The sequence below is a fragment of the Aromatoleum toluvorans genome (assembly GCF_012910905.1).
GTDB classification, from domain to species: domain Bacteria; phylum Pseudomonadota; class Gammaproteobacteria; order Burkholderiales; family Rhodocyclaceae; genus Aromatoleum; species Aromatoleum toluvorans.
In genome coordinates, this window is the sequence record NZ_WTVN01000021.1 from 1 (window position 1) to 22,670 (window position 22,670).

Sequence of the window (22,670 nt, forward strand, 5' to 3'; positions counted from 1 at the left end):
CCCCAACCCTCCCCTTGAAGGGGAGGGAGTGACTGCGCCAGTTCAGACGGGCGACGCACCCTTCCTCGCGACGTGGTTCGCGATAGCGACGTAGTCCGCGACCCCCAGCCGTTCGCCGCGCAGGCCTGGATCGAGCTCCAGCGCCGCGAAATCCGGCTCGTCGAGGAAGTCGCGCAGCGTGTTGCGCAGCGTCTTGCGCCGCTGGCCGAACGCGGCCGCGACGATGCGCCCGAGCAGCGCCTCGTCCTGCGCGCCCAGCTTGTCGGGCGGCAGCGGCAGCATGCGCACGATGCTGGACGTCACCTTCGGCGCCGGCCGGAAGGCCCCCGGCGGCACGTCGAAGAGCCGCGCCATGCGGAAGCGGTACTGCAGCATCACCGACAGCCGGCCGTACTCCTCGGTGCCCGGCTCCGCCACCATGCGCATCACGACCTCCTTCTGCAGCATGAAGGTCATGTCCGTGACGCTGTCGGCGAAGGACGCGAGGTGGAACAGCAGCGGCGTCGAGATGTTGTACGGCAGGTTGCCCACCACGCGCAGCGGCGCCCCGAGACGGCCGAAGTCGAACTTCAGCGCATCGCCCTCGTGGATCGTCAGCCGTTCCGGCGCGTAGCGCTCCTTCAGCCGCGCGATCAGATCGCGGTCGATCTCGACCACGTGCATGTGGCCGAGGCGCTCCACCAGCGGATCGGTCATCGCCGCCAGGCCCGGCCCGATCTCGACGATCGTGTCGCCTGCGGCCGGGCGGATCGCGTCGACGATCTTGCGGATGATGTTGGGGTCAGACAGGAAGTTCTGCCCGAAGCGCTTGCGCGCGTGATGCTCGGTCATCGGAATCTCTCGAATCAGGCGCGCGCGGCCGCCATCGCAATCGCCAGTTCCACTGCGGCAAACAGGCTCCCGGGATCGGCCCTGCCCGTCCCCGCGAGATCCAGCGCCGTGCCGTGATCCACCGAGGTACGGATGATCGGCAGCCCCAGCGTCACATTCACGCCGCCGCCGAAGCTCGCATGCTTCAACACCGGCAAGCCCTGGTCGTGGTACATCGCCAGCACCGCGTCGCCCTGTTCCAGCGTGTGCGGCACGAACAGCGTGTCGGCCGGCAGCGGACCGGCGAGCCGCATGCCTTCGGCACGCAGCCTCTCCAGCACCGGCGTGATCACCTCGATCTCCTCGCGCCCCATGTGGCCGCCCTCGCCCGCATGCGGATTCAGCCCGGCGACGAGGATGCGCGGCGCCGCCAGACCGAAGTGCCGCACGAGATCGCCGTGCAGGATGCGCAGCGTCGCCTCCAGCAGCTCGCGTGTGATCGCTCCCGGCACCGCGGCGAGCGGCAGGTGCGTCGTCGCGAGCGCAACGCGCATGCCACCGCCGACCAGCATCATCACCACCAGCGGCGTGCCGGTGTGCTCGGCGAGATATTCGGTATGGCCGCTGAACGGCACGCCCGCGTCGTTGATCACGCCCTTGTGCACGGGGGCCGTCACCATGCCGGCGAATTCCCCCCTACGGCAGCCCGCCAGCGCGCGATCGAGCAGCGCCAGCACGTAGGGCGCATTTGCCTTGTCGAGCACGCCTGCCTGCGCCGGCACGGCCAGGGGCAGATGCAGCACTTCCAGCGCGCCGTCTGGCGCCGTATCGCGCGCGGGATCGAAGGGCACGACTGCGACGTCGCCGGCGCGCGCGCGGATCAGCCCGATGTCGCTCAGAATGACCGTGCGCGCGGGCCAGTTGCGCCCCGCCAGGTGCGCGCACAGCTCAGGCCCCACGCCGGCCGGCTCGCCGCTCGTGACGGCGAGGACAGGCAAGCTCGCAGGCAACCCCGGCACGCGGGCTTACTCCTTCTCCAGACGGTATTCGACGTAGGTCCGGTCGCGCAGCTGGCGCAGCCATTCCTCGAAGGCCTCGTCGGCCTTGCGCTCGCGCAGGGCGTTGCGCGCCGCGGCGCGCTTGCGCTCGTCGGTGACGTCCTGCATGCGGCGCTCCTCGACCTTGATCAGGTGCCAGCCGAACGGCGACTTGACCGGCGCGCTCACCTCGCCGGGCTTCAGCGCGTCCATCGCGTGCTCGAACTCGGGCACCGTGTCGCCCGGATTGACCCAGCCGAGGTCGCCGCCCTTGGCGGCCGACAGGTCGGCGGAGTTCACCTTAGCCAGCTCGGCGAAGTTGCCACCGTTGACGATGCGCTCGCGCAGGCCGTTCAGGCGGCTCTCGGCGTCGGCGTCCGACACGATCTCGGAGGTGCGGATCAGGATGTGGCGCGCATGGGTCTGCTGCATCTGCTGCGCGCCCGCGGCTGCGCCGCCGCGCTTCTCGACGAGCTTGACGATGTGCAGGCCGGCGGGGCTGCGCATGATCTTCGACACTTCGCCCGGCTGCATCTGGCGCACCGTATCGGCGAACAGCGTGGGTAGCCGGTCACGGCCGCGCCAGCCGAGGTCGCCGCCGCTCAGCCCGTCGGGCGCATCGGAATAGGACGCCGCGAGACGCCCGAAATCCTCGCCCGCGCGCAGGCGCTCGACGACGCTTTCGGCCCGCGCGAGCCGCTCCGACTGCTGCTGCATCGATGCCCCGTCGGGCACGCGCACGAGGATGTGCGCGACGTGGAATTCCTCGCCGGACAGCGCGTCGGCGTTGTTCGCGAGGAAGTTCTCGATCTCCGCGTCGGTCACGACGATACGGCTGTCCACTTCACGCTCGCGCAGGCGCGTGAGCAGGATCTCGGAACGGATCTGGTCGCGGAAGCGGTTCCACGTGATGCCGTCCTTCTCCAGCGCGAGGCGCAGGTCGGTCATGCTCAGGCGGTTGTTCTCGGCGATGCGGCCGATCGCCCGATCCAGCGTCGCATCGTCGACCTTGAGCGAGGTTTCCGCCGCCAGCTGCGTCTGTGCGCGTTCGAGCACCAGCCGCTCGAGCACCTGACGCTCGAACACGTCGGCTGGCGGCAGCGCCGTGCCCTGGCGGGCCAGCTGGCGCTGCGCCTGCTGGACACGCTCGCGCAGTTCCAGGGTCGTGATGACCTCGTTATTGACGACCGCGACGATGCGGTCGACCTCGACCGCACGCGACGGTGCCGCATGCGCGGGAAACAGCGCGGGAGCGCCGGCAAGACCGAGAATCAGGGCAAGGCACGGACGCGAGGGAATTCGGATCATGGTCAGTAATGATGTGGAAGGGGGCTGCGTGAGACTCATTCGGCGCCGAACACGCGGTTGGCAATGGGGTCGTTGATCTTCCCATAACCGGCGACGCTGCGCTTGAGCAGATTGAGCGGGCTGGTGCCGATGCTGGCGAGGTCGTTGAGTTCGAGCTGCACGAACATCGCCTCGGTCACGCGCTCCGGATTGGTGGCGAAGCGGTGCATCACGGTGCGCACCACCCAGCAGCCGCCATCGTACTCGATGCCCGCGATCGCCTCGGTGATGCGGTTTTCCTTCAGCGAGCGCGTCACGCGGCCCACGCCGTACCATCCGCCACCCAGCGGCCATTGGCCGGACAGGGCGAGATCCTGGATCCTGTCGCTCTCGTCCGCGAGCCGGCCGCGCGAATAGCGGTAGGACAGGTTCAGCGCCTTCGCGAAGTCCGGCTGGTAGCGCACGCCGAGGTTGAAGCGCTCGGTCTGGCTGTCGCGCGGGTTGTACTGCACGACCGAATCGAGCCAGGTCTTCTGCATCACGTAGCCGCTGAAGAGGCCCAGCACGTCGGCACGTCGCCCGGTGCGCGGCACCTCGCCGGGCAGGGTCACACGCTGGTCCTCGAAGAAGAAACGCTGGCCCACGGTCGCGCGCATGCGCTCGGCACCGGTCTCGGGGTCGATCAGGCGCGAGGTCACCGCTGCCGTGATCTGGTTCGCATCGGCGATGCGGTCGCCACCGGAATACTGGTTCTCGGAGAAGATCTGCGCGAGGCCGAAATCGTAGCGCGACGTATCGAACACCGGGATCTCGGACTGGTCGCGGAACGGCGTGTTGACGTAGAACAGGCGCGGCTCGAGCGTCTGCAGCAGGTTGCGCCCGAAGAGATCCGTGTCGCGCTCGAACAGCAGGCCGCTGTCGACGGAGAAGATCGGCATCGAACGGGTGAGCGAACGGCTGTTGCCGGCGAGGTCGCGGTCGAGGTCGTAGCGCGTGTAGTGCAGCCCGAGCTTGGGCGTGACGTAGTAACCGGCACGTTCGAAAGGCAGCGAGACCTGGGGGTAAAGCGTGAAGCGGCTGCCCTCGGGCACGTTCTCGTCGGGGTGCACGAACTGCACGTACTCGCCACGGAACGCGAAGGCCGAGCCACCGACCAGTTCCCCCCGATTGGCGTTCAGCAGCAGCTGCGGCAGGCGGCGATAGAGTTCGCTGCCGGTCAGGGTCTGGTAGCTCTGCACGATCGCAGAGGCGTTCCACCAGTCGCTGGCGGCATAACTCAAGGTCCCCTGGCGCAGCAGGTTTGAGCGCGAGGAGAGGGAGATACGCGAGCTCAGATCCTCGAAATACTGCTTGTCCGACACGCCGTTCCAGTCGACCGACGCGAACAGGCTGGGCGTGATCACCTGCTGGTGCTGGAAGGACCCCAGCGCCCGGGACCCGCCCGTGACGTTGTCGGTCGGCATGTATTCGACGCGGGCCTGGCCGTGCTGCGTCGGCGTCAGGTAGCGGAATTCGGTCGCGAGCTGTGCGCCGCGGCGGCCCATGATGCGCGGGGCGATCGTCGCATCGTAGTTCGGCGCGATGTTCCAGTAGTACGGCACCGAGATATCGAGGCCGACCTTGTTCGACACGCCGAACGTCGGCGCCAGGAAGCCCGACTGGCGCTGACCGACGAGCGGGAACTCGGCCCAGGGCCACCACAGCATCGGGGCGTCCTTGAACACCAGCGTGGCGTTCTGAGCCGTGCCGAGCCCGCGGTCGTAGTCGAGCTGCAGGTCGTTCGCCTTCAGGTACCAGTCCGGATCGCTCGCCTCGCAGGTCGACCAGGTCGCGTTCTTCAGGCGGTACTGGTTTTCGCCTTCGAAGTACAGCACGTCGGCCGAACCGCCCCCCGAAACCTCGCGCGGCGTCTCGCCGGGTTGCGCCGGTTCGGTCGACAGGCGCTTGATGCGGTAGGTCGGCGAATCGAACGCACCGACCTGCTCCTCGAGCTTGAGCCGCGCCTCCGGTCCGCTCATGCTGTCCTCTCCGCGCAGGAGCCGCACATTGCCCTCGGCATGGGCCTCGTCGTCCAGCTCGCGGTAGGTCAGCTTGTCCGCGGAAAGCAGCAGATCGTCGCGCTGCAGCTCGGCCTCGCCCTCGGCAAGCAGCTCCACCGAGCGCGTGCCGCGGATGCGCTGGGCACGCACTTCGGTCGCGCCCGCAGGCAGCGCGGCCGCCGCCTGTTCGGGCGTCGCGGCAGCGGGTGCCTGCGCCCCAGCCGGCGCGGGAGGCGCGGCAGGCGCCTTCGCCGGTGCGGCAGGCCGCGCTCCCGCGGCAGGCCGGGCGGGCTCGGCCGACGGTTCCTGACGTACGCCGGCCGGAGCCGGTTTGGCCGGTGCACGCGGCGTGCCACCGCCCATCAGATCCGGCGACACGATCAGCGGCGGCAGTCCCGCCGCCAGGGCGGAGCCCGAGAAACAGCACAACAGCAGCGGGATCACCCGCAGCTGGGTCCTCAATCGCATATCGCGCAAAGCGCTTTCCCCAATCCTGGATTCATCGCCGACGGCCCGTGCCCGGCACGGTCCCGGCCTTTTGATAAACTCGCGGATTTTACACGAAGCGTCGCGGAGAACCCGGTGCAAAGACTCGCCCAACTGAATGACTGGCTGACCACGCAACTGCCCGGCAAGGCCTTCGAACTGACTCCGGCGTCGGCAGATGCCAGCTTCCGCCGCTACTTCCGCGTGAACTTCGCCGACGGCAGCCCCAGCCGCATCGTCATGGACGCCCCGCCCGAGCGCGAGGACTGCCGCCCCTGGCTGAAGGTCGAGGAGCTGTTCCGCGCCGCCGGCGCGCACGTCCCGGAAGTGCTCGCACAGGACCTCGACCAGGGCTTCCTGCTGCTCTCCGACCTCGGCAGCACGACCTACCTCGCGGCACTGACCAAGGACAACGCCCCCCACCTCTACGCCGACGCCCTCGGCGCGCTGATCGCGATCCAGCGTGCGAGCCGGCCCGACGTACTACCCGAATACTCGCGCGAACTGCTGCTGCGCGAGCTGATGCTGTTTCCCGAGTGGTACATCGGGCGCCACAAGGGCGTCACGCTCGACGACCGCCAGCGCGTCACGCTGATGGACACGTTCGACCGCATCCTCGAAGTGAACCTCGCCGAGCCGCAGGTGTTCGTGCATCGCGACTACCATTCGCGCAACCTGATGTACCTGCCCGACCAGGCCAACCCCGGCATCATCGACTTCCAGGACGCCGTGTACGGCCCGCTCACCTACGACCTCGCCTCCCTCTTCAAGGACGCCTACATCCACTGGGACGAGGAGTTCACCCTCGACATGCTCGCGCGCTACTGGGAAGCCGCGCGCCAACTGGGCCTGCCGGTGCGCGCCGACTTCTCCGACTTCCACCGCGACTACGAGTGGATGGGCGTGCAACGCCACATCAAGGTGCTGGGCATCTTCGCGCGCCTCTATCACCGCGACGGCAAGGACGGCTACCTGCGCGACATGCCGCTGGTGATGGACTACCTGCGCCGCGCCTGCAAGCGCTACCGCGACCTCGGGCCGCTGCTGAAGCTGCTGGACCGCCTCGATCCCGAACCGGTCGAAGTCGGCTACACCTTCTGATGCGCGCGATGATCCTCGCCGCCGGGCGTGGCGAACGCATGCGCCCGCTGACGGACAGCTGCCCCAAGCCGCTGCTGCAGGCGGGCGGCAAGCCGCTGATCGTGTGGCACATCGAGCGCCTGCGCGACGCCGGCTTCAGCGACATCGCGATCAACCACGCCCACCTCGGCACGATGATCGAGGCCGCGCTGGGCGACGGCGGCGCCTTCGGCGTGCGCATCCGCTACTCGCCCGAAGCCGAGGCGCTGGAGACCGCCGGCGGCATCCGCCAGGCGTTGCCGCTGCTGGGCGACGTTCCCTTCCTGGTCGTGAACGGCGACGTCTTCTGCGACGCCGCGCTCGCCCCCCTGCGCGACCGGGCCGCCACACTTTCGGCCGACGGCGACCTCGCCCACCTGCTGATGGTGCCCAATCCCGAGCACCACCCGGCCGGCGACTTCCATCTCGCCGATGGCCGCCTCCACCGCGACGGCGAACCGCGCCTCACCTTCTCCGGGATCGGCGTCTACCACCCCGCCCTCTTCGCCGCCATCACCCCGGGCAACCGCGCCGCCCTCGGCCCGCTGCTGCGCGACGCGATGGACGCCGGACGCGTGAGCGGCGCCCTGCACACCGGCTACTGGCTCGACGTCGGCACCCCGGCGCGGCTCGCCGAGCTCGATGTCCGGCTGCGTGGGATCCCCACCTGAACGCGCTCCGGCCGGTCCGGTCGAATCCGACACCAGCCCACATGCCATAATCTGCCGATGAATACGTCCCTCGACCGCCTCACGTTCGACATCGCCCCCTTCCGCGCCCGCCGCGAGCGCCTGATTGCCCGCATGAACGCGTTCGGCGGCGGCATCGCGGTGGTGCCGACCGCCCCGGAATACGCGCGCAACCGCGACACCCACTATCCGTTCCGCTACGACAGCTACTTCCACTACCTCACGGGCTTCGGCGAACCCGAAGCGGTCGTCGTGCTGATCGGCGGCGACACGCCGAAGTCGATCCTCTTCTGCCGCGAAAAGAACGAGGAGCGGGAAATCTGGGAGGGCTACCGCCACGGCCCCGACGCGGCGCACGCGCGCTTCGGCTTCGACGAGGCGTGGACCATCGGCGACCTCGACCAGCGCCTGCCCGACCTCATGGCCGGCCAGCCCGCGCTGTGGTGCAGCCTCGGCCACAACAACGACTGGGATGCCCGCGTGCTGCGCGCCCTCAACGCCGTGCGCGCCAATGCCCGCGCGGGCGCGATCCCGCCCCATGCGATCCGTGACGTGCGCGCCGAGCTCGACGAGATGCGCATCCTCAAGGACGCATCGGAACTCGCGCTCATGCGCCGCGCCGGCGAAATCTCCGGCGAAGCCCACCGCCGCGCGATGGCGGCGACGCGCCCCGGCCGCTTCGAATACGAGATCGAGGCGGAACTGATCCATCACTTCCGCCGCGCCGGCAGCCAGGCCCCGGCCTACCCGTCGATCGTCGCGAGCGGCGCCAACGCCTGCGTGCTGCACTACATCGAGAACGAGCGCCGCATGGAAGACGGCGAGCTGCTGCTGATCGACGCCGGCTGCGAACTCGACGGCTACGCCTCGGACATCACGCGCACCTTCCCGGTGAACGGGCGCTTCAGCGGCCCGCAGCGCGACATCTACGAACTCGTGCTCGCCGCCCAGGCCGCCGCGAAGGCCACGATCCGTCCCGGCGCCCACTGGAACATGCCTCACGACGCCGCCGTCGAGGTGCTCGCGCAGGGCATGCTCGACCTCAAGCTCCTCTCCGGCAGCCTCGCCGAAGTCCTCGAACTGGGCCACTACCGCCGCTTCTACATGCACCGCACCGGCCACTGGCTCGGCCGCGACGTGCACGACGCCGGCGAATACAAGCTCGACGGCGACTGGCGGCCGCTCGTGCCGGGCATGGTGCTCACGGTGGAACCCGGCTGCTACATCCGCCCCGCCGAAGGCGTGCCGGAAGCGTTCTGGAACATCGGCGTGCGCATCGAGGACGACGCGCTGGTCACCGACACCGGCTGCGAGTACCTCACCGAGTCGGCACCGCGCTCGGTCGCCGACATCGAGGACGTCATGCGCGAGGCGATCGATGGCGCAGCATGACCTGCTGATCGTCGGCGCCGGCCCGGTCGGCCTGTCGCTCGCCCTCGCGCTCAAGGACAGCGGCCTCGCGGTCGCGCTCGCCGACACCCGTCCGCGCGACGCCGTCGCCGCCGACCCGCGCGTGCTCGCACTCGCGCACGGCTCGCGCCTGACCCTGGAGCGCCTGGGCGTGTGGCACGACCTGCCCGCCACCCCGATCCGCCACATCCGCATCTCGCAGCGGGGCGGCCTCGGCCGCACCCGGCTCGACGCGGACGACTACGGCCTGCCCGCGCTCGGCTACGTCCTGCAGGCGGGGGCGCTGGCCGCCGCCCTGCGCGACGCGGTCGATCGCGCCGGCATCGCGGTCATGGACGAAACCGAGATCGCCGCGCTGCATCCGGCCGGCGACGCGGTCACGGCGACCCTCGCCGGGCCGGGCGTCGCCCTCCACGGCAACACCGCGACCGCCCGCCTCGTCGCCTGTGCCGAAGGCGGGCTACAGGCCGGCGCGCCGGACGTCGTCGAACGCGACTACGACCAGCACGCGCTCATCGCCCGGGTCGGCATCGCCGGCGGCCACCGCGACACCGCCTTCGAACGCTTCACGAGCGAAGGCCCGATCGCGCTGCTGCCCCACGGCGGCGACTACGCGCTGGTCCACGTCGCCTCCCCGGCGCGCGCGACGGAACTCCTCGCCCTGCCCGAAGCCGCCTACCTCGAACGCCTGCAGGCGCATTTCGGCAGCCGGGTCCGGCTCACGCATGTCGCCGGACGCCTGCGCTACCCGCTCGGCCTGCGCTATCGGCGCGACCCGGTCGGCCAGCGCACCGTGTGGCTCGGCAATGCCGCCCAGACCCTGCACCCGGTCGCCGGCCAGGGCTTCAACCTCGCGCTGCGCGACGTGTGGGCGCTCGCGCGCACGCTGCTCGACCACGGCGGCGACCCCGGCCTCGCCGGCACGCTCGCGGCCTACCGTGACGCCCGCCGCGTCGACCGCTTCGGCGCGATCAACTTCACCGACAGCCTCGTGCGCCTCTTCAGCAACGACTTCGCCCCGCTGCACCACGCCCGCGGCGCCGCCCTGTTCGCGCTCGACATGCTGCCGCCGCTGCGCCACTTCATCGCCCGCCGCATGATGTTCGGCGCCCGCGCCTGGCCCTGAAAAGCACACGACGTCGGGCAGCAGATGCCGGCCATGGCATCGGACGACCGGCCTCCCGCTCGACCGCGAGGCGCAAGCCCAGCACGGGCGCGGATACCACACCGGCGTGACGCAGTCGGCGCCCGAGGCGAGCATTCCGCTGCTCGCCCGGCGCGGCATGGGGTAAAATCCCGGACTTTCCCCCGCTTCGCACCCCCCGCCCATGCAGTACGCCGGCTTTACCCTGCGCAACAATCTCTTCGTCGCCCCGATGGCCGGCGTCACCGACCGCCCCTTCCGCCAGCTGTGCAAGAAGCTCGGCGCGGGCGTCGCGGTGAGCGAGATGGTCACGTCGAACTCGCTGCTCTACGGCAGCGCGAAGACGCGCCGGCGGGCGAACCACGAGGGCGAGGTCGATCCGATCTCGGTGCAGATCGCCGGCGCCGACCCGCAGATGATGGCCGACGCCGCGCGCTACAACGCCGACAACGGCGCGCAGATCATCGATATCAACATGGGCTGCCCGGCGAAGAAGGTGTGCAACGTGATGGCCGGCTCCGCGCTGATGCAGGACGAGCCCCTGGTCGCGCGCATCCTCGAGGCCGTCGTCGCGGCCGTGCCCGATACCCCGGTCACGCTGAAGTTCCGCACCGGCTGGAACCGCCAGCACCGCAATGCCCCCGCCGTCGCGCGCATCGCCGAGGAATCCGGCATCCGTGCGATCGCGATCCATGGCCGCACGCGTGCCGACCAGTACATGGGCGAGGCGGAATACGACACGATCGCGCACGTGAAGACCCTGGTGAAGATCCCGGTCATCGCCAACGGCGACATCACCTCGCCCGAGAAGGCGAAGTACGTGCTCGACTACACCGGCGCCGACGGCGTCATGATCGGCCGCGCCGCGCAGGGCCGGCCGTGGATCTTCCGCGAGACCGAACACTACCTCGCGACCGGCGAGCTGATGCCGCCGCCCCTCGTCAGCGAGATCCTCCAGGTGTGCCGCGACCACCTGGCCGACCTGTACGCCTTCTACGGCGAAGACACCGGCGTCAAGGTCGCCCGCAAGCACATCTCCTGGTACACGAAGGGCCTGGTCGGATCGGCCGCCTTCCGTCGCGCGATGAACCAGCTCCCCGACGTCCCCTCGCAGCTGGCGGCCGTCGAGGACTTTTTCGGCCAACTGGCCCAGCAGGACGCCCGCCTGCGCTACGAAGAAGAACTCCCGCAGGAACTTGCCGCATGAGCCGCCCCAACGAGATTGCCGATTCGGTGCAGCGCACCCTCGACCAGTACTTTCGCGACCTCGACGGCGAAAAACCGTCCGCGATCTACGAAATGGTGATCCGCAACGTCGAACGCCCGATGCTCGAGTTCGTCCTCCGCCAGGCCAACGGCAACCAGACCGTCGCCGCGGAGATGCTCGGCATCAACCGCAACACGCTGCGGCGCAAGCTCACCGAATACGAACTGCTGTAACCCGAACTCTCCCCGGCGCGACGCATTGCGGCGGCGCGCCGAGCCTTTCCGACACCTTCCTGCGACACGAACGATGAAAGTCTCCCAAGCCCTGATCAGCGTCTCCGACAAGCGCGGCGTCCTCGAATTCGCCCAGTCCCTGCACGGCCTCGGCGTGAAGATCCTGTCGACCGGCGGCACCGCCTCGATGCTGCGCGACGCCGGCCTGCCGGTCACCGACGTATCCGAGCACACCGGCTTCCCCGAGATGCTCGACGGCCGCGTCAAGACGCTGCACCCGACCGTGCACGGCGGCATCCTCGCCCGCCGCGACCTGCCCGAGCACATGGAGACCATCGCCGCCCACGGCATCACGCGCATCGACCTCGTCGTCGTGAACCTCTACCCCTTCGCGCAGACCGTCGCCAAGCCCGACTGCACGCTCGAGGACGCGATCGAGAACATCGACATCGGCGGCCCGACCATGGTGCGCGCCGCGGCGAAGAATCACGGTGATGCGAACGGCGGCGTCGGCATCGTCACCGATCCCGAAGACTACACCACGATCGTCGACGAACTGAAAGCCAACGCCGGCGAACTGAGCTACAAGACGCGCTTCGCCCTCGCGGTGAAAGCCTTCACCCACACCGCCCGCTACGACAGCGCGATCTCCAACCACCTCACCGCGCTGACCTTTGGCGACCAGGGCGAAGTGGCCAAGCAGGCCTACCCCGAGCGCTACCAGGTCGCTTTCGACAAGGTGCAGGACCTGCGCTACGGCGAGAACCCGCACCAGAGCGCCGCCTTCTACCGCGAGCCGAACGCGCCCGAAGGCGCGATCGCGTCGTACACGCAGCTGCAGGGCAAGGAACTCTCCTACAACAATATCGCCGACGCCGACGCCGCATGGGAATGCGTCAAGGCCTTCGAGGCCGTGACGCCCGCCTGCGTGATCGTCAAGCACGCCAATCCCTGCGGCGTCGCGATCGCCGAATCGCCGGTCGCCGCCTACCGCAAGGCCTTCTCGACCGACCCGACCTCGGCCTTCGGCGGCATCATCGCCTTCAACTGCGAAGTCGACCGCGCCGCGGCCGAAGCCGTCTCGGCGCAGTTCCTCGAACTCGTGATCGCCCCGTCCTACACCGCCGATGCGCTGGCGCTGCTCGCCGCGAAGCAGAATGTGCGCGTCCTCACCTGCCCGCTCGGCAAGCCTGCCGGCGCGCTGGACTACAAGCGCGTCGGCGGCGGCCTGCTGGTGCAGAGCGCCGACGAAGCCCGCATCGCCGTGGCCGACCTCAAGGTCGTCACCAAGCGCGCCCCGACCGAACAGGAACTGGGCGACCTCCTCTTCGCGTGGCGCGTCGCCAAGTACGTCAAGTCGAACGCCATCGTGTATTGCCGTGACGGCATGACCGTCGGCGTCGGCGCCGGCCAGATGAGCCGCGTCGACTCCGCGCGCATCGCCGCGATCAAGGCCGAGAATGCCGGCCTCACGGTCAAAGGCACTGTCGTCGCTTCCGACGCCTTCTTCCCGTTCCGCGACGGCCTCGACGTCCTCGCCCAGGCCGGCGCCACCGCGGTGATCCAGCCCGGCGGCTCGATGCGCGACGCCGAAGTGATCGCTGCGGCCGACGAACAGGGCGTCGCGATGGTCTTCACCGGCTTCCGCCACTTCCGCCACTGATCCGCAGCGCAGGAAACAGCATGAAAGTTCTCGTCATCGGCTCAGGCGGCCGCGAACACGCGCTGGCCTGGAAACTCGCCCAGTCGCCCAAGGTCACGCGCGTCCTCGTCGCCCCCGGCAACCCGGGCACGGCACGCGAGCCGCTGCTCGAGAACGTTGCCATCACGGCGATCCCCGAGCTCGTCGAGCTGGCTAAGCGCGAGCAGGTGCAGTTCACCGTCGTTGGCCCGGAAGCGCCGCTCGCGGCCGGCGTCGTCGACGCCTTCCGCGCCGCCGGCCTGCCGATCTTCGGCCCGACCAAGGCCGCCGCGCAGCTCGAAAGCTCCAAGGACTTCGCCAAGCGCTTCCTGATCCGTCACAACATCCCGACCGCGAAGTACCAGACCTTCTCGGACGCGGCCGCTGCGCACGACTACGTGAAGGCGCAGGGCGCCCCGATCGTGATCAAGGCCGATGGCCTCGCCGCGGGCAAGGGTGTGGTCGTCGCGATGACGGCCGACGAGGCGCACGCCGCGATCGACATGATGCTCACCGACAACCGCATGGGCGTGAGCTACGGTGAGGCCGGCGCGCGCGTCGTGATCGAGGAGTTCATGGCCGGCGAGGAAGCGAGCTTCATCGTACTCGCCGACGGCAGGCACGCGCTGGCGCTCGCAACCAGCCAGGACCACAAGCGCCTCAACGACAACGACGAAGGCCCCAACACGGGCGGCATGGGGGCCTACTCGCCGGCACCGGTCGTCACGCCCGAAGTACACGCGCGCGTGATGCGCGAGATCATCGACCCGACGCTCGCCGGCATGGCCGCCGACGGCCTGCCCTACACCGGCTTCCTGTATGCCGGCCTGATGATCGACGACGCCGGCCAGCCGCGCGTGGTCGAATTCAACTGCCGCATGGGCGACCCCGAGACCCAGCCGATCATGATGCGGCTGAAGACCGACCTCTCCGACCTGATCGAAGCCGCGATCGCCGGCAAGCTCGACACGACCGAAGCCGAATGGGACCGCCGCGTCGCCCTTGGCGTCGTGCTCGCGGCCGCGGGCTACCCCGAATCGCCGCGCAAGGGCGACGCCATCACCGGGCTGCCGACGACCGAAGACGAGGATGTGCACGTCTTCCACGCCGGCACCGCCGAGCAGGAAGGTCAGATCGTCACCGCCGGCGGCCGCGTGCTGTGCGTGACGGCGCTGGGCGACAACGTGCGCAGCGCGCAGAAGCGCGCCTACGATGTCGCCGACGCGATCGTCTTCGACGGCCGCCAGTTCCGCCGCGACATCGGCCACCGCGCCGTCGCCCGCAACAAGGGCTGAGGACGCCACGATGAGCGCGCCCGACCGTTCCGCCGTCAAGGACTACCTCCTCGGCCTGCAGCAGGGCATCGTCGCGGCGCTCGAAGCCTTCGACGGCGAAGCCTTCCGCACCGACGCGTGGGACCGCCCGGGCGGCGGCGGGGGCATCACCCGCGTCATCGAGGACGGCCGTTTCTTCGAGCGCGGCGGCGTGAACTTCTCGCACGTGATGGGCGCCGGCATGCCGGCGTCCGCAACGGCGCACCGCCCCGAACTTGCCGGCCGCTCCTTCGAGGCGATGGGCGTTTCGCTGGTACTGCACCCGCGCAATCCCTACTGCCCCACCGCGCACATGAACGTGCGCTTCTTCATCGCGCTGCCGCCGGAGAACGAACCCGGCGCCACGCCGATCTGGTGGTTCGGCGGCGGCATGGACCTCACGCCCTACTACCCCTTCGAGGAAGACGTCCGCCACTTCCATCGCACCTGCAAGGCAGCCGTGCTGCCATTCGGCGGCGAGGCCGAATACCGGCGCCTGAAGGAATGGTGCGACACCTATTTCTTCCTCACGCACCGCAACGAGCCGCGCGGTGTCGGCGGCCTGTTCTTCGACGACCTCGGCGCCGACGGCAAGGTCGATTTCGAGGCCGGCTTCGGGCTGGTGAAGAGCGTCGGCGACGCTTTCGTGCCGGCCTACCTGCCGATCCTCGAACGCAGGAAGGACGTCGCCTACGGCGAGCGTGAGCGCGACTTCCAGGCCTACCGGCGCGGCCGCTACGTCGAGTTCAACCTGGTGTTCGACCGCGGCACCCTGTTCGGCCTGCAGTCGGGCGGACGCACGGAATCCATCCTGATGTCGCTGCCGCCGATCGTGAAATGGCGTTACGACTGGCAGCCCGAGGCGGGCAGCCCCGAAGCGAAACTCTACGACGAGTTCCTCAAGCCGCGCGACTGGGCCTGAGTCCTGCCATCGTCACCCGGGCGGCGTAGACCGTTCGGGCTGAGCCGGTCGAGGCCGTGCGCCGGGTTCAAGACGAACGGAAGTCCTTGATCACCCGGTCCGGATGACCGATCAGGGCAAACACCGGCCGCCTCTCGCGGGGCGGCCGTCGCGTTTTCAGGCGGTGGATCGCTCCGCCGCAGCGCGGTAGTGCGCCTGCGCTTCGTCCGGGCGGTCCAGACGACTCTCGAACAGCCGCGCAAGCGCAAGGTGGGTCTCGACGGATGGGGCGAGGTTCAGGGACGCCTCGAGGTAGCTCTGTGCCTTGCCCCACAGCTGCGCGTTCGCACACAGGCGGCCCAATGCGTACAGCAGGCCGGCATCCTTGGGATACATGCGCAGCCATTTCTCGCCGCGGGCGAGGCAATCGACGGCGTCGCCTTCGCAGCAGCTGCCATACAGCCGGGCCAGCCCGCTGTCCCATTCCGCTTCGAGCAGGCGCTCGAGCGTCTTGCGCGCGAGCGCCCCCTGCCCGGTCGCGGCAAGATAAGGCACGGCCCGTTCGACCATGCGCCGGTCGCTCAACTCATCGGCGGGGATCCCCTTCCAGTACGCGGCCAACCCTTCCGCGTCGCCGGCGAGCTCCCGCATCCGCTCCAGATGCGCGCGCCGCAGCACGGAACGCATCTGCTCTTCGGACATGGCCTTGTGCTTGTACAGCTGGCGCGCCGTGCGCAGCACCTCGTCCCAGCGCGCGAGCGCGGAGGCCACGCGCAGCGACAGGCGCAGGAGCGCAATATGGCGGTGCCCCGCCATGCGGAGATGCTCCAACCGTTCGGCCGCCTCCTCGAAGCGACGCCCCTCGACCGCCAGCTCCGCCTCGGTCATCAGCCGTGCGACGCGCGACTCGCCTTCCTGCTCGGCGGCCCTGCCCAGCCAGATGCGATAGCGCGTGTCGTCGCGCATCGCATGCGCGGCCCGCGCGGCGACCAGCGCGGCCATCGAGCGGTTGTCGGCATCCGAAAAGGCCGCTCCGGCCAGCTTCAGCGACTGCGCGAAACGCCCTTCGAACAGCGCCCGTATCCCGTCGCGCAGGGCACGGCCGGCCTTCTCCTTGCGCCGCCGCTCGCGGTACTGGACCACCCGTCCGGGCAGCGCCATCGTCCGCCGGATCATCCGCAGCACGACGTAAGCACTTAAGAAGGCCACGATCAGCCCGACGATCAGCAGGTTGAGCGAAAGCTGGATACGCCAGGGCGGCAGCACCACGAGCACGTAACCGTCGTTGACGTTCGCGAGCATGGCCACGCCGGCCGCGAGCGCGAAGATTCCGATGAGCCAGATCAATGCACGCATGACCTGCTCCTCAGCGCGCGCCGTTGGCAGGCTGGCGAATCGTGGCGCCCCCCTTCCCCGGCGCAGGGGCAGGCGCCGGCGCCGGCGCCGCTGCGGGCGCTGCCGGCACGGCAACGGCCGGCGCGCCCTTGCCCGCCTCACCCGCGCGTGCCTGGAGCATCCGGAGCGCCGCGATGCTCTCCGTCGGCGCCGGCTGCGCGACCTTCACCGGGGTCGCCGCAAGCGCGGCCAGTTCGGACAGGACTTCCTGCACCCTGGTGTTGCGCTTGTCGAAATAGCGCTCGACCCATCCCTGCGCCTGCGCGAGGTCGGCGGCGAAGGTGCGCCCGTCGCGCGCGAGGAGCGCCAGGCGCGCCGTCAGCAGGCGGATTTTCAGGTTCTCGCGCAGGTAGGTGCTCTGTGCCGGCGCGAGCAGTACGGGCTCGGGCTGGTCGAGACGCTCGATGCGCACCAGCGCAAGGATCTCGTGCCACACTTCGTGCGCCACGCGCTTGACGAAATCCATCGGCGACGGCGCGGCCGCGGCCGGCGCAGCGCCATCCCCAGCCTCAGTGGCCGGCTTTTCGGCAAGCTCACCGGCGAAGGCCAGGGGCAGCGCATCGGCACGCTCGAGCAGGCCTTCAAGGCGCAGCGCGATTCCCGGCACATCCACCTGCGGCGCCGCCTTCAATTGTTCGATGTCGCGCGCCAGGGCCCGGCGCAGCGGCAGCAGCTGGCCCGCATCCTGGGCGGCGAGGCGCGCCTCGGCGCCCTGCAGCGCAATCAACGCGGCCTCGGCATTGCCCGCGAGCTGCAACTGCTGCGTCGCCATCGCGACGGCGTTCTCGGTCTCGGCGATCACGCGATCCTCGCGCGTGCGCGAAAACTGCTGGTACAGGGTTTCGAGCGCGGCAGCCTGGCCCTCGGTGGCCGCCACCTGGGCTTCGAGCGCGCCGAGCTTGCCCTGCAGCGCGGCGATCGCTTCCTGCTGCTGGCGGCCCAGCGCACGGTACTCGGTCGCAGCCGCTTCGCCGGCAGAGAGCCGCTGGGCGACTTCCTCGCGCACGGTCGCGACGCTGCCGCGCATGTCATGGACGTACCAGCCGAGCACGCCGGTCGCGACGAGGGCGATCACGGAGACGGCCGCGGCAAGACCGCCGCGCGAGCCGGAGCGCGAGGTGGCGGGAACGGACGAACGCCCCGCCGCCTCACGGTTCGGCGCGGCGGCAGCTTCGGACGTGCTGGAAGGGGTAAGCGCTGGTTGTTCTTGGTTCATGACCTGAGTGTAACCGAGGCGTGCCGAAAATGAGACTCGAGAGCGCCGATCAGGCCGTCGTCACCCGGCGGCGTCTCGAGGACGAGCTCGAAGCCTGCCGCGCGCGCATGCGCGACGATGCGCGGATGCGGAGCAAAGACGGCGACCTTCCGCAGCACCGGCCAGCCGGCGTCGCCGACCATGACACGCAGGTTGCCGACGCCTTCGCTGCTCGTCAGCGTGATCGCATCGAGGCGCCCCGCCGCCGCCAGCGCCAGCAGGGGCGCGGGGTCGATCACGGGACAATAGCGGCGGTAACAGGTGACGTATTCGACCGCGGCCCCCCGTTCGCGCAGGGTTTCGCCGAGCAGGTCGCGCCCGCCGTCGCCGCGGAAGATCACGACCCGTCTGCCGGCGACGACATCCGCCTGGAACTCGGGCAGAGCGAGCACTGCCTCGCTGTCGAACCCGCTCTGCGGCGCGATCACATCCTTGAAGCCGTAGGCCGCCAGTGCCCGCTCGCTGCCCTTGCCGACCGTGGCGACACGCAGGCCGGCCGGCCAGGTGCGCTGTGCGAGGATGGGATCCAGGGCGTGGCTGACCGCGTTCGGGCTGACGAAGAAGGCGAGGTCGAATCCGGCCAGCCGCGTGGCGATCCCGTCGATGGCCCGCTTGTCGGCGGGCTCGCCGATCGCCAGCACCGGGTAGCGCAGGGCGTTCCCGCCGCGCGCCTCGATCGCCTCGCACAGGCTGTCCGCCTGCCCGGCGGGACGGGTCACCACGATGTGGCGCCCGGACAGCGTGGCCGCGCTCATCGCCGACACCGTCGCGGGAAACTCAGCCGATCTGGGCGAGGATTTCCTCGGCCCCCTGCCCGCGCAGGTCCGCCGCCAGTGCCAGACCCAGCGTTTCGCAGTCCGCGGGATCGCCTTCGCGCTCGGCACGCACGATGCGGCTGCCGTCGGGCAGCGCGACGAAACCGCGCAGCCACAGCTTGCCGGCACGGATTTCGGCGTAGGCGCCCAGCGGCACTTCACAGCTGCCCGCCAGCGCGCGCGACACGGCGCGTTCGGCGCGCACGCAGGCCGAGGTGTCGGCATCGTTGAGCGGCGCGAGCCAGGCGGCGACGTCCTTGCGGCTCGCGAGGCATTCGATGCCCAGCGCGCCCTGTCCGGCGGCCGGCAGCGACACCGCCGACGGCAGTTCGCAGCGGATGCGGTCCGCCAGACCGAGGCGCTTCAGGCCGGCCGCGGCGAGGATGATCGCGTCGTACTGGCCCTCGTCGAGCTTGCGCAGGCGCGTGTCGAGGTTGCCGCGCAGGCTGGTCACCGCGAGCATCGGATACATCGCGTGCAGCTGCGATTCGCGGCGCAGCGAGGACGTGCCGACGACGGCACCGGGCGGCAGTTCGTCGAGGCTCGCGTAACGCGGCGACACGAAGGCGTCGAGCGGCACTTCGCGCTCGGAAATGCACGGCAGCGCAAAGGGTTCCGCGAGCTGCATCGGCACGTCCTTCATCGAATGCACGGCGATGTCGGCACGCCCTTCGAGCAGCGCGGCCTCGAGTTCCTTGACGAACAGACCCTTGCCGCCGACCTTCGCGAGCGGGCGGTCGAGGATCTGGTCGCCCCGGGTGGTCATGCCCAGCAGTTCGACGCGGCAGCCCGGGTACAGCGCCTCGAGGCGAGCCTTGACGTGTTCGGCCTGCCACAGCGCGAGCCGGCTTTCGCGGGTGGCGATAACGATGCGTTCGGGCGGGGTGAAATCGGCGGAAGTTGCGCTCACGGTAAACAGACTCGTCGGCAGATGGATTAGGATCCTGAACGGGGCGGCACATTTCCGCGCCGCAGCATCAGGGTTCGCGCCAATGGCGCCGCAGCAAAACGGCATTCTAGCATGGGCGTCTGCATGCACCCCGTTACCCCCACGCCCACACCACCCCCTAGCCTCGAACCGCCCGGAAGGACCATGAATCAGGACAAGGACGCACCGCTGCGAGAAGACATCCGACTGCTGGGCCGCGTGCTCGGCGACACCGTGCGCGACCAGCAGGGCGACGCCGTGTTCGGCCTCATCGAACGCATCCGCCAGACTTCCGTGCGCTTCCGCCGCGACGACGACCGTGCCGCGCGCCAGGAACTCGAAGGCATCCTCGACGCCCTGTCGCGCGAACAGACGATCCAGGTCGCCCGCGCGTTCAGCTATTTCTCCCACCTCGCCAACATCGCCGAGGACCAGCACCACATCCGCCGCAGCCGCGCCCACCTGATCGCGGGCTCGGCACCGCGCGAAGGCAGCCTCGCCCACGCGCTCGCCCGCGCCTTCGCCAGCGGCCACGAGGCGTCCGAACTGGCCGCGTTCTTCGATACCGCGTCGATCTCGCCGGTGCTCACGGCCCACCCGACCGAAGTGCAGCGCAAGAGCATCCTGAATTGCGAGACCGACATCGCGCGCCTGCTCGACCGGCGCGACCGCATGATGCTCACGCCCGAGGAGCGCGAGCACAGCGACGAAGCCCTGCGCCGCGCGGTGCTGATCCTGTGGCAGACGCGCATGCTGCGTCCCGCCAAGCTGTCGGTGGTCGATGAGGTGGCCAACGGCCTCTCCTACTTCGACGCGACCTTCCTGCGCGAAGTGCCGCGCCTCTACGCCAGCCTCGAGGACCAGCTCGCCAGGCGCGACCCGGCGCTGGGTGCGCTGGAGCTGCCCGCTTTCCTGCGCGTCGGCAGCTGGATCGGTGGCGACCGCGACGGCAACCCCTTCGTCACCGCCGAGGTGCTGGAGCGCGCGCTGACGATGCAGGCGAACGCGGCGCTCGGCTTCTATCTGACCGAGCTGCATACGCTCGGCGCACGCCTGTCGCTCGCGACCGGGCTCGTGAGCGCCTCCGACGCCCTGCTCGCGCTCACCGAGCAATCCCCCGACAAATCGCCGCACCGCAAGGACGAGCCCTACCGCCGCGCCATCTCCGGCATCTACGCACGCCTCGCGGCCACCCACCGCACGCTGCTCGGCAGCGAACCGGCACGCGCCCCGGTCGGCCCGGCGGCGCCCTACGCGAGCGCGCACGAACTCTCGGAAGATCTCGACATCCTCCACCGCTCGCTCGTCGCCAACGGCTCGGCCGCCCTCGCGCGCGGACGCCTGCGCCTGCTGCGGCGCGCGGTGCGCGTGTTCGGCTTCCACCTCGCGCCGATCGACCTGCGCCAGAACTCGGACGTGCACGAGCGCGTCGTCGCCGAACTCCTCGCGACCGCCCAGCCCGGCAGCGACTACCGCGCACTGGACGAGGCCGGACGCTGCGAAGTGCTGATCGCCGAACTGGCCACGCCGCGGCTGCTCGCCTCGCCGCACGTGCGCTACTCGGACGAGACGGAAGGCGAGCTGGCGATCTTCCGCGCCGCGCGCACCGCGCACCTGCGCTTCGGCAAGGATGCGATCACCAACTGCATCATCTCGAAGACCGACGACGTCTCCGACCTGCTCGAACTCGCGCTGCTGCTCAAGGAAGCGGGCCTCCTGCGGCCGCACGAGCAGGCGCTCGACGTGAACATCATTCCGCTGTTCGAGACCATCGAGGACCTCGCCAACGCGCCGGCGGTGATGGACCGCCTGTTCGCGCTGCCGGCCTACATGAGCCTGCTGGAATCGCGCGGCCGCATGCAGGAGATCATGCTGGGCTACTCCGACAGCAACAAGGACGGCGGCTTCCTGACCTCCGGCTGGGCGCTGTACAAGGCCGAGATCGGACTCGTCGACGTGTTCGCCCGGCACGGCGTGCACCTGCGCCTCTTCCACGGCCGCGGCGGCTCGGTCGGCCGCGGCGGCGGCCCCAGCTACCAGGCCATCCTCGCCCAGCCCGGCGGCGCCGTGCAGGGCCGCATCCGCCTCACCGAACAGGGCGAAGTCATCGCCGCGAAGTACAACAACCCCGAAGTCGGCCGCCGCAACCTCGAAGTGCTGGTCGCCGCGACCCTCGAAGCGAGCCTGCTCGCCGACCGCGCCCCCGCGCCACGCGCCGAGTTCCTCGACACCATGCAGGCGCTCTCGGACACGGCCTTCTCCGCCTATCGCGGCCTCGTGTATGAGACCGAAGGCTTCGAGCGCTATTTCTGGGAATCGACGGTGATCTCGGAGATCGCCGAACTCAACATCGGCTCGCGCCCCGCCTCGCGCAAGAAGGGCACGCGCATCGAAGACCTGCGCGCGATTCCCTGGGTGTTCAGCTGGTCGCAGTGCCGCCTGATGCTGCCGGGCTGGTTCGGCTTCGGCGCGGCGGTGAAGGCGTGGCGCGCGGCCCATCCGGACGACGGCCTCGCGCGGCTGCAGGCGATGTACCAGGAGTGGTCCTTCTTTGCGACGCTGCTGTCGAACATGGACATGGTGATGGCGAAATCCGACCTCGCGATCGCCTCGCGCTACGCCGGCCTGGTCAAGGATCCGGCGCTGCGCGACGCAATCTTCGGTCGCATCCGCGCCGAGTGGCAGGACACCGTCGACGCGCTGCTCGCGATCACCGGCCAGGCGGAACTGCTGGATGGCAACCCGCTGCTCAAGCGCTCGATCCGCAACCGCTTCCCCTACCTCGACCCGCTCAACCACGTCCAGGTCGAACTGCTGCGCCGCCACCGCGAGGGCCACGACGACGCGCGCGTGCGGCTCGGGATCCACATCTCGATCAACGGCGTCGCCGCGGGGCTGCGCAACAGCGGCTGACAGGAAGC

General features: G+C 69.8%; 18 protein-coding genes. 10 read left to right on the forward strand and 8 right to left on the reverse strand.

Going from position 1 to position 22,670, the window contains the following annotated elements:
• Nucleotides 1–42: 42 nt before the first annotated feature.
• The 4 genes from rsmA to GPA22_RS13990 are packed head-to-tail and all read right to left on the reverse strand — an operon-like array spanning nucleotide 43 to nucleotide 5,641.
• Complete coding sequence (gene rsmA / locus GPA22_RS13975) at nucleotides 43–831, reverse strand: 16S rRNA (adenine(1518)-N(6)/adenine(1519)-N(6))-dimethyltransferase RsmA (RefSeq protein WP_169256679.1); 789 nt, start codon at nucleotides 829–831, stop codon at nucleotides 43–45.
• Nucleotides 832–845: 14 nt separating this feature from the next.
• Complete coding sequence (gene pdxA, locus GPA22_RS13980) at nucleotides 846–1,829, reverse strand: 4-hydroxythreonine-4-phosphate dehydrogenase PdxA (RefSeq protein WP_343036054.1); 984 nt, start codon at nucleotides 1,827–1,829, stop codon at nucleotides 846–848.
• A gap of 6 nt (nucleotides 1,830–1,835) precedes the next feature.
• The gene (locus GPA22_RS13985) at nucleotides 1,836–3,155 is read right to left on the reverse strand and encodes a peptidylprolyl isomerase (protein WP_169256680.1); all 1,320 of its coding nucleotides are present in this window, start codon (nucleotides 3,153–3,155) and stop codon (nucleotides 1,836–1,838) included.
• A gap of 35 nt (nucleotides 3,156–3,190) precedes the next feature.
• Nucleotides 3,191–5,641, reverse strand: coding sequence for an LPS-assembly protein LptD (locus GPA22_RS13990; protein ID WP_211169126.1), 2,451 nt, complete (start codon nucleotides 5,639–5,641; stop codon nucleotides 3,191–3,193).
• A 114-nt stretch (nucleotides 5,642–5,755) separates the two neighbouring features.
• On the opposite strand from GPA22_RS13990, the gene GPA22_RS13995 reads away from it, so the two are divergent.
• The 9 genes from GPA22_RS13995 to hemF all read left to right on the forward strand — a co-directional run bounded on the left by GPA22_RS13995 (nucleotide 5,756) and on the right by hemF (nucleotide 15,377).
• Nucleotides 5,756–6,760, forward strand: coding sequence for a phosphotransferase (locus GPA22_RS13995; protein ID WP_169256681.1), 1,005 nt, complete (start codon nucleotides 5,756–5,758; stop codon nucleotides 6,758–6,760).
• Nucleotides 6,761–6,768: 8 nt separating this feature from the next.
• Nucleotides 6,769–7,449 carry an N-acetylmuramate alpha-1-phosphate uridylyltransferase MurU gene (gene murU, locus GPA22_RS14000; protein WP_169256735.1) on the forward strand — a complete coding sequence of 227 codons (681 nt, stop codon included), beginning with the start codon at nucleotides 6,769–6,771 and terminating at the stop codon, nucleotides 7,447–7,449.
• 57 nt (nucleotides 7,450–7,506) lie between these two features.
• Nucleotides 7,507–8,859 (forward strand): aminopeptidase P N-terminal domain-containing protein, encoded by a 1,353-nt coding sequence (locus GPA22_RS14005; RefSeq protein ID WP_169256682.1) that lies wholly within the window; start codon nucleotides 7,507–7,509, stop codon nucleotides 8,857–8,859.
• A complete protein-coding gene (locus GPA22_RS14010) occupies nucleotides 8,846–10,003 on the forward strand; it encodes an FAD-dependent monooxygenase (protein ID WP_169256683.1) in 1,158 nt (385 codons plus the stop codon). Before GPA22_RS14005 ends, GPA22_RS14010 begins: the two co-directional genes overlap by 14 nt.
• A gap of 202 nt (nucleotides 10,004–10,205) precedes the next feature.
• The gene (dusB, locus tag GPA22_RS14015; RefSeq protein ID WP_169256684.1) at nucleotides 10,206–11,228 is read left to right on the forward strand and encodes a tRNA dihydrouridine synthase DusB; all 1,023 of its coding nucleotides are present in this window, start codon (nucleotides 10,206–10,208) and stop codon (nucleotides 11,226–11,228) included.
• Entirely contained in the window at nucleotides 11,225–11,461 is a 237-nt protein-coding gene (locus GPA22_RS14020) for a helix-turn-helix domain-containing protein (RefSeq protein WP_169256685.1), read from the forward strand. The genes dusB and GPA22_RS14020 overlap by 4 nt, the downstream gene beginning before the upstream one ends.
• A gap of 73 nt (nucleotides 11,462–11,534) precedes the next feature.
• Nucleotides 11,535–13,124 (forward strand): bifunctional phosphoribosylaminoimidazolecarboxamide formyltransferase/IMP cyclohydrolase, encoded by a 1,590-nt coding sequence (gene purH / locus GPA22_RS14025; RefSeq protein WP_169256686.1) that lies wholly within the window; start codon nucleotides 11,535–11,537, stop codon nucleotides 13,122–13,124.
• Between the two features lie 20 nt (nucleotides 13,125–13,144).
• Nucleotides 13,145–14,437: a phosphoribosylamine--glycine ligase gene (gene purD, locus GPA22_RS14030; protein WP_169256687.1), complete on the forward strand. Its 1,293-nt coding sequence runs from the start codon at nucleotides 13,145–13,147 to the stop codon at nucleotides 14,435–14,437.
• A gap of 10 nt (nucleotides 14,438–14,447) precedes the next feature.
• Nucleotides 14,448–15,377, forward strand: coding sequence for an oxygen-dependent coproporphyrinogen oxidase (hemF, locus tag GPA22_RS14035; RefSeq protein WP_169256688.1), 930 nt, complete (start codon nucleotides 14,448–14,450; stop codon nucleotides 15,375–15,377).
• 156 nt (nucleotides 15,378–15,533) lie between these two features.
• Here the strand turns inward: hemF and GPA22_RS14040 are convergent, their stop codons facing one another.
• From GPA22_RS14040 to hemC, 4 genes are read right to left on the reverse strand one after another with little or no spacing between them, the layout of a single operon-like run.
• Nucleotides 15,534–16,712: a heme biosynthesis HemY N-terminal domain-containing protein gene (locus GPA22_RS14040; protein ID WP_169256689.1), complete on the reverse strand. Its 1,179-nt coding sequence runs from the start codon at nucleotides 16,710–16,712 to the stop codon at nucleotides 15,534–15,536.
• 10 nt (nucleotides 16,713–16,722) lie between these two features.
• A complete protein-coding gene (locus GPA22_RS14045) occupies nucleotides 16,723–17,967 on the reverse strand; it encodes a uroporphyrinogen-III C-methyltransferase (protein ID WP_169256690.1) in 1,245 nt (414 codons plus the stop codon).
• Nucleotides 17,964–18,761, reverse strand: coding sequence for a uroporphyrinogen-III synthase (locus tag GPA22_RS14050; RefSeq protein ID WP_169256691.1), 798 nt, complete (start codon nucleotides 18,759–18,761; stop codon nucleotides 17,964–17,966). Before GPA22_RS14050 ends, GPA22_RS14045 begins: the two co-directional genes overlap by 4 nt.
• Before the next feature lie 22 nt (nucleotides 18,762–18,783).
• Nucleotides 18,784–19,731, reverse strand: a complete 948-nt coding sequence (gene hemC, locus GPA22_RS14055; RefSeq protein ID WP_169256692.1) for a hydroxymethylbilane synthase — start codon at nucleotides 19,729–19,731, stop codon at nucleotides 18,784–18,786.
• A gap of 183 nt (nucleotides 19,732–19,914) precedes the next feature.
• Between hemC and ppc the strand changes: the two genes are divergently transcribed.
• Entirely contained in the window at nucleotides 19,915–22,662 is a 2,748-nt protein-coding gene (gene ppc / locus GPA22_RS14060; RefSeq protein WP_169256693.1) for a phosphoenolpyruvate carboxylase, read from the forward strand.
• Nucleotides 22,663–22,670 lie beyond the last annotated feature (8 nt).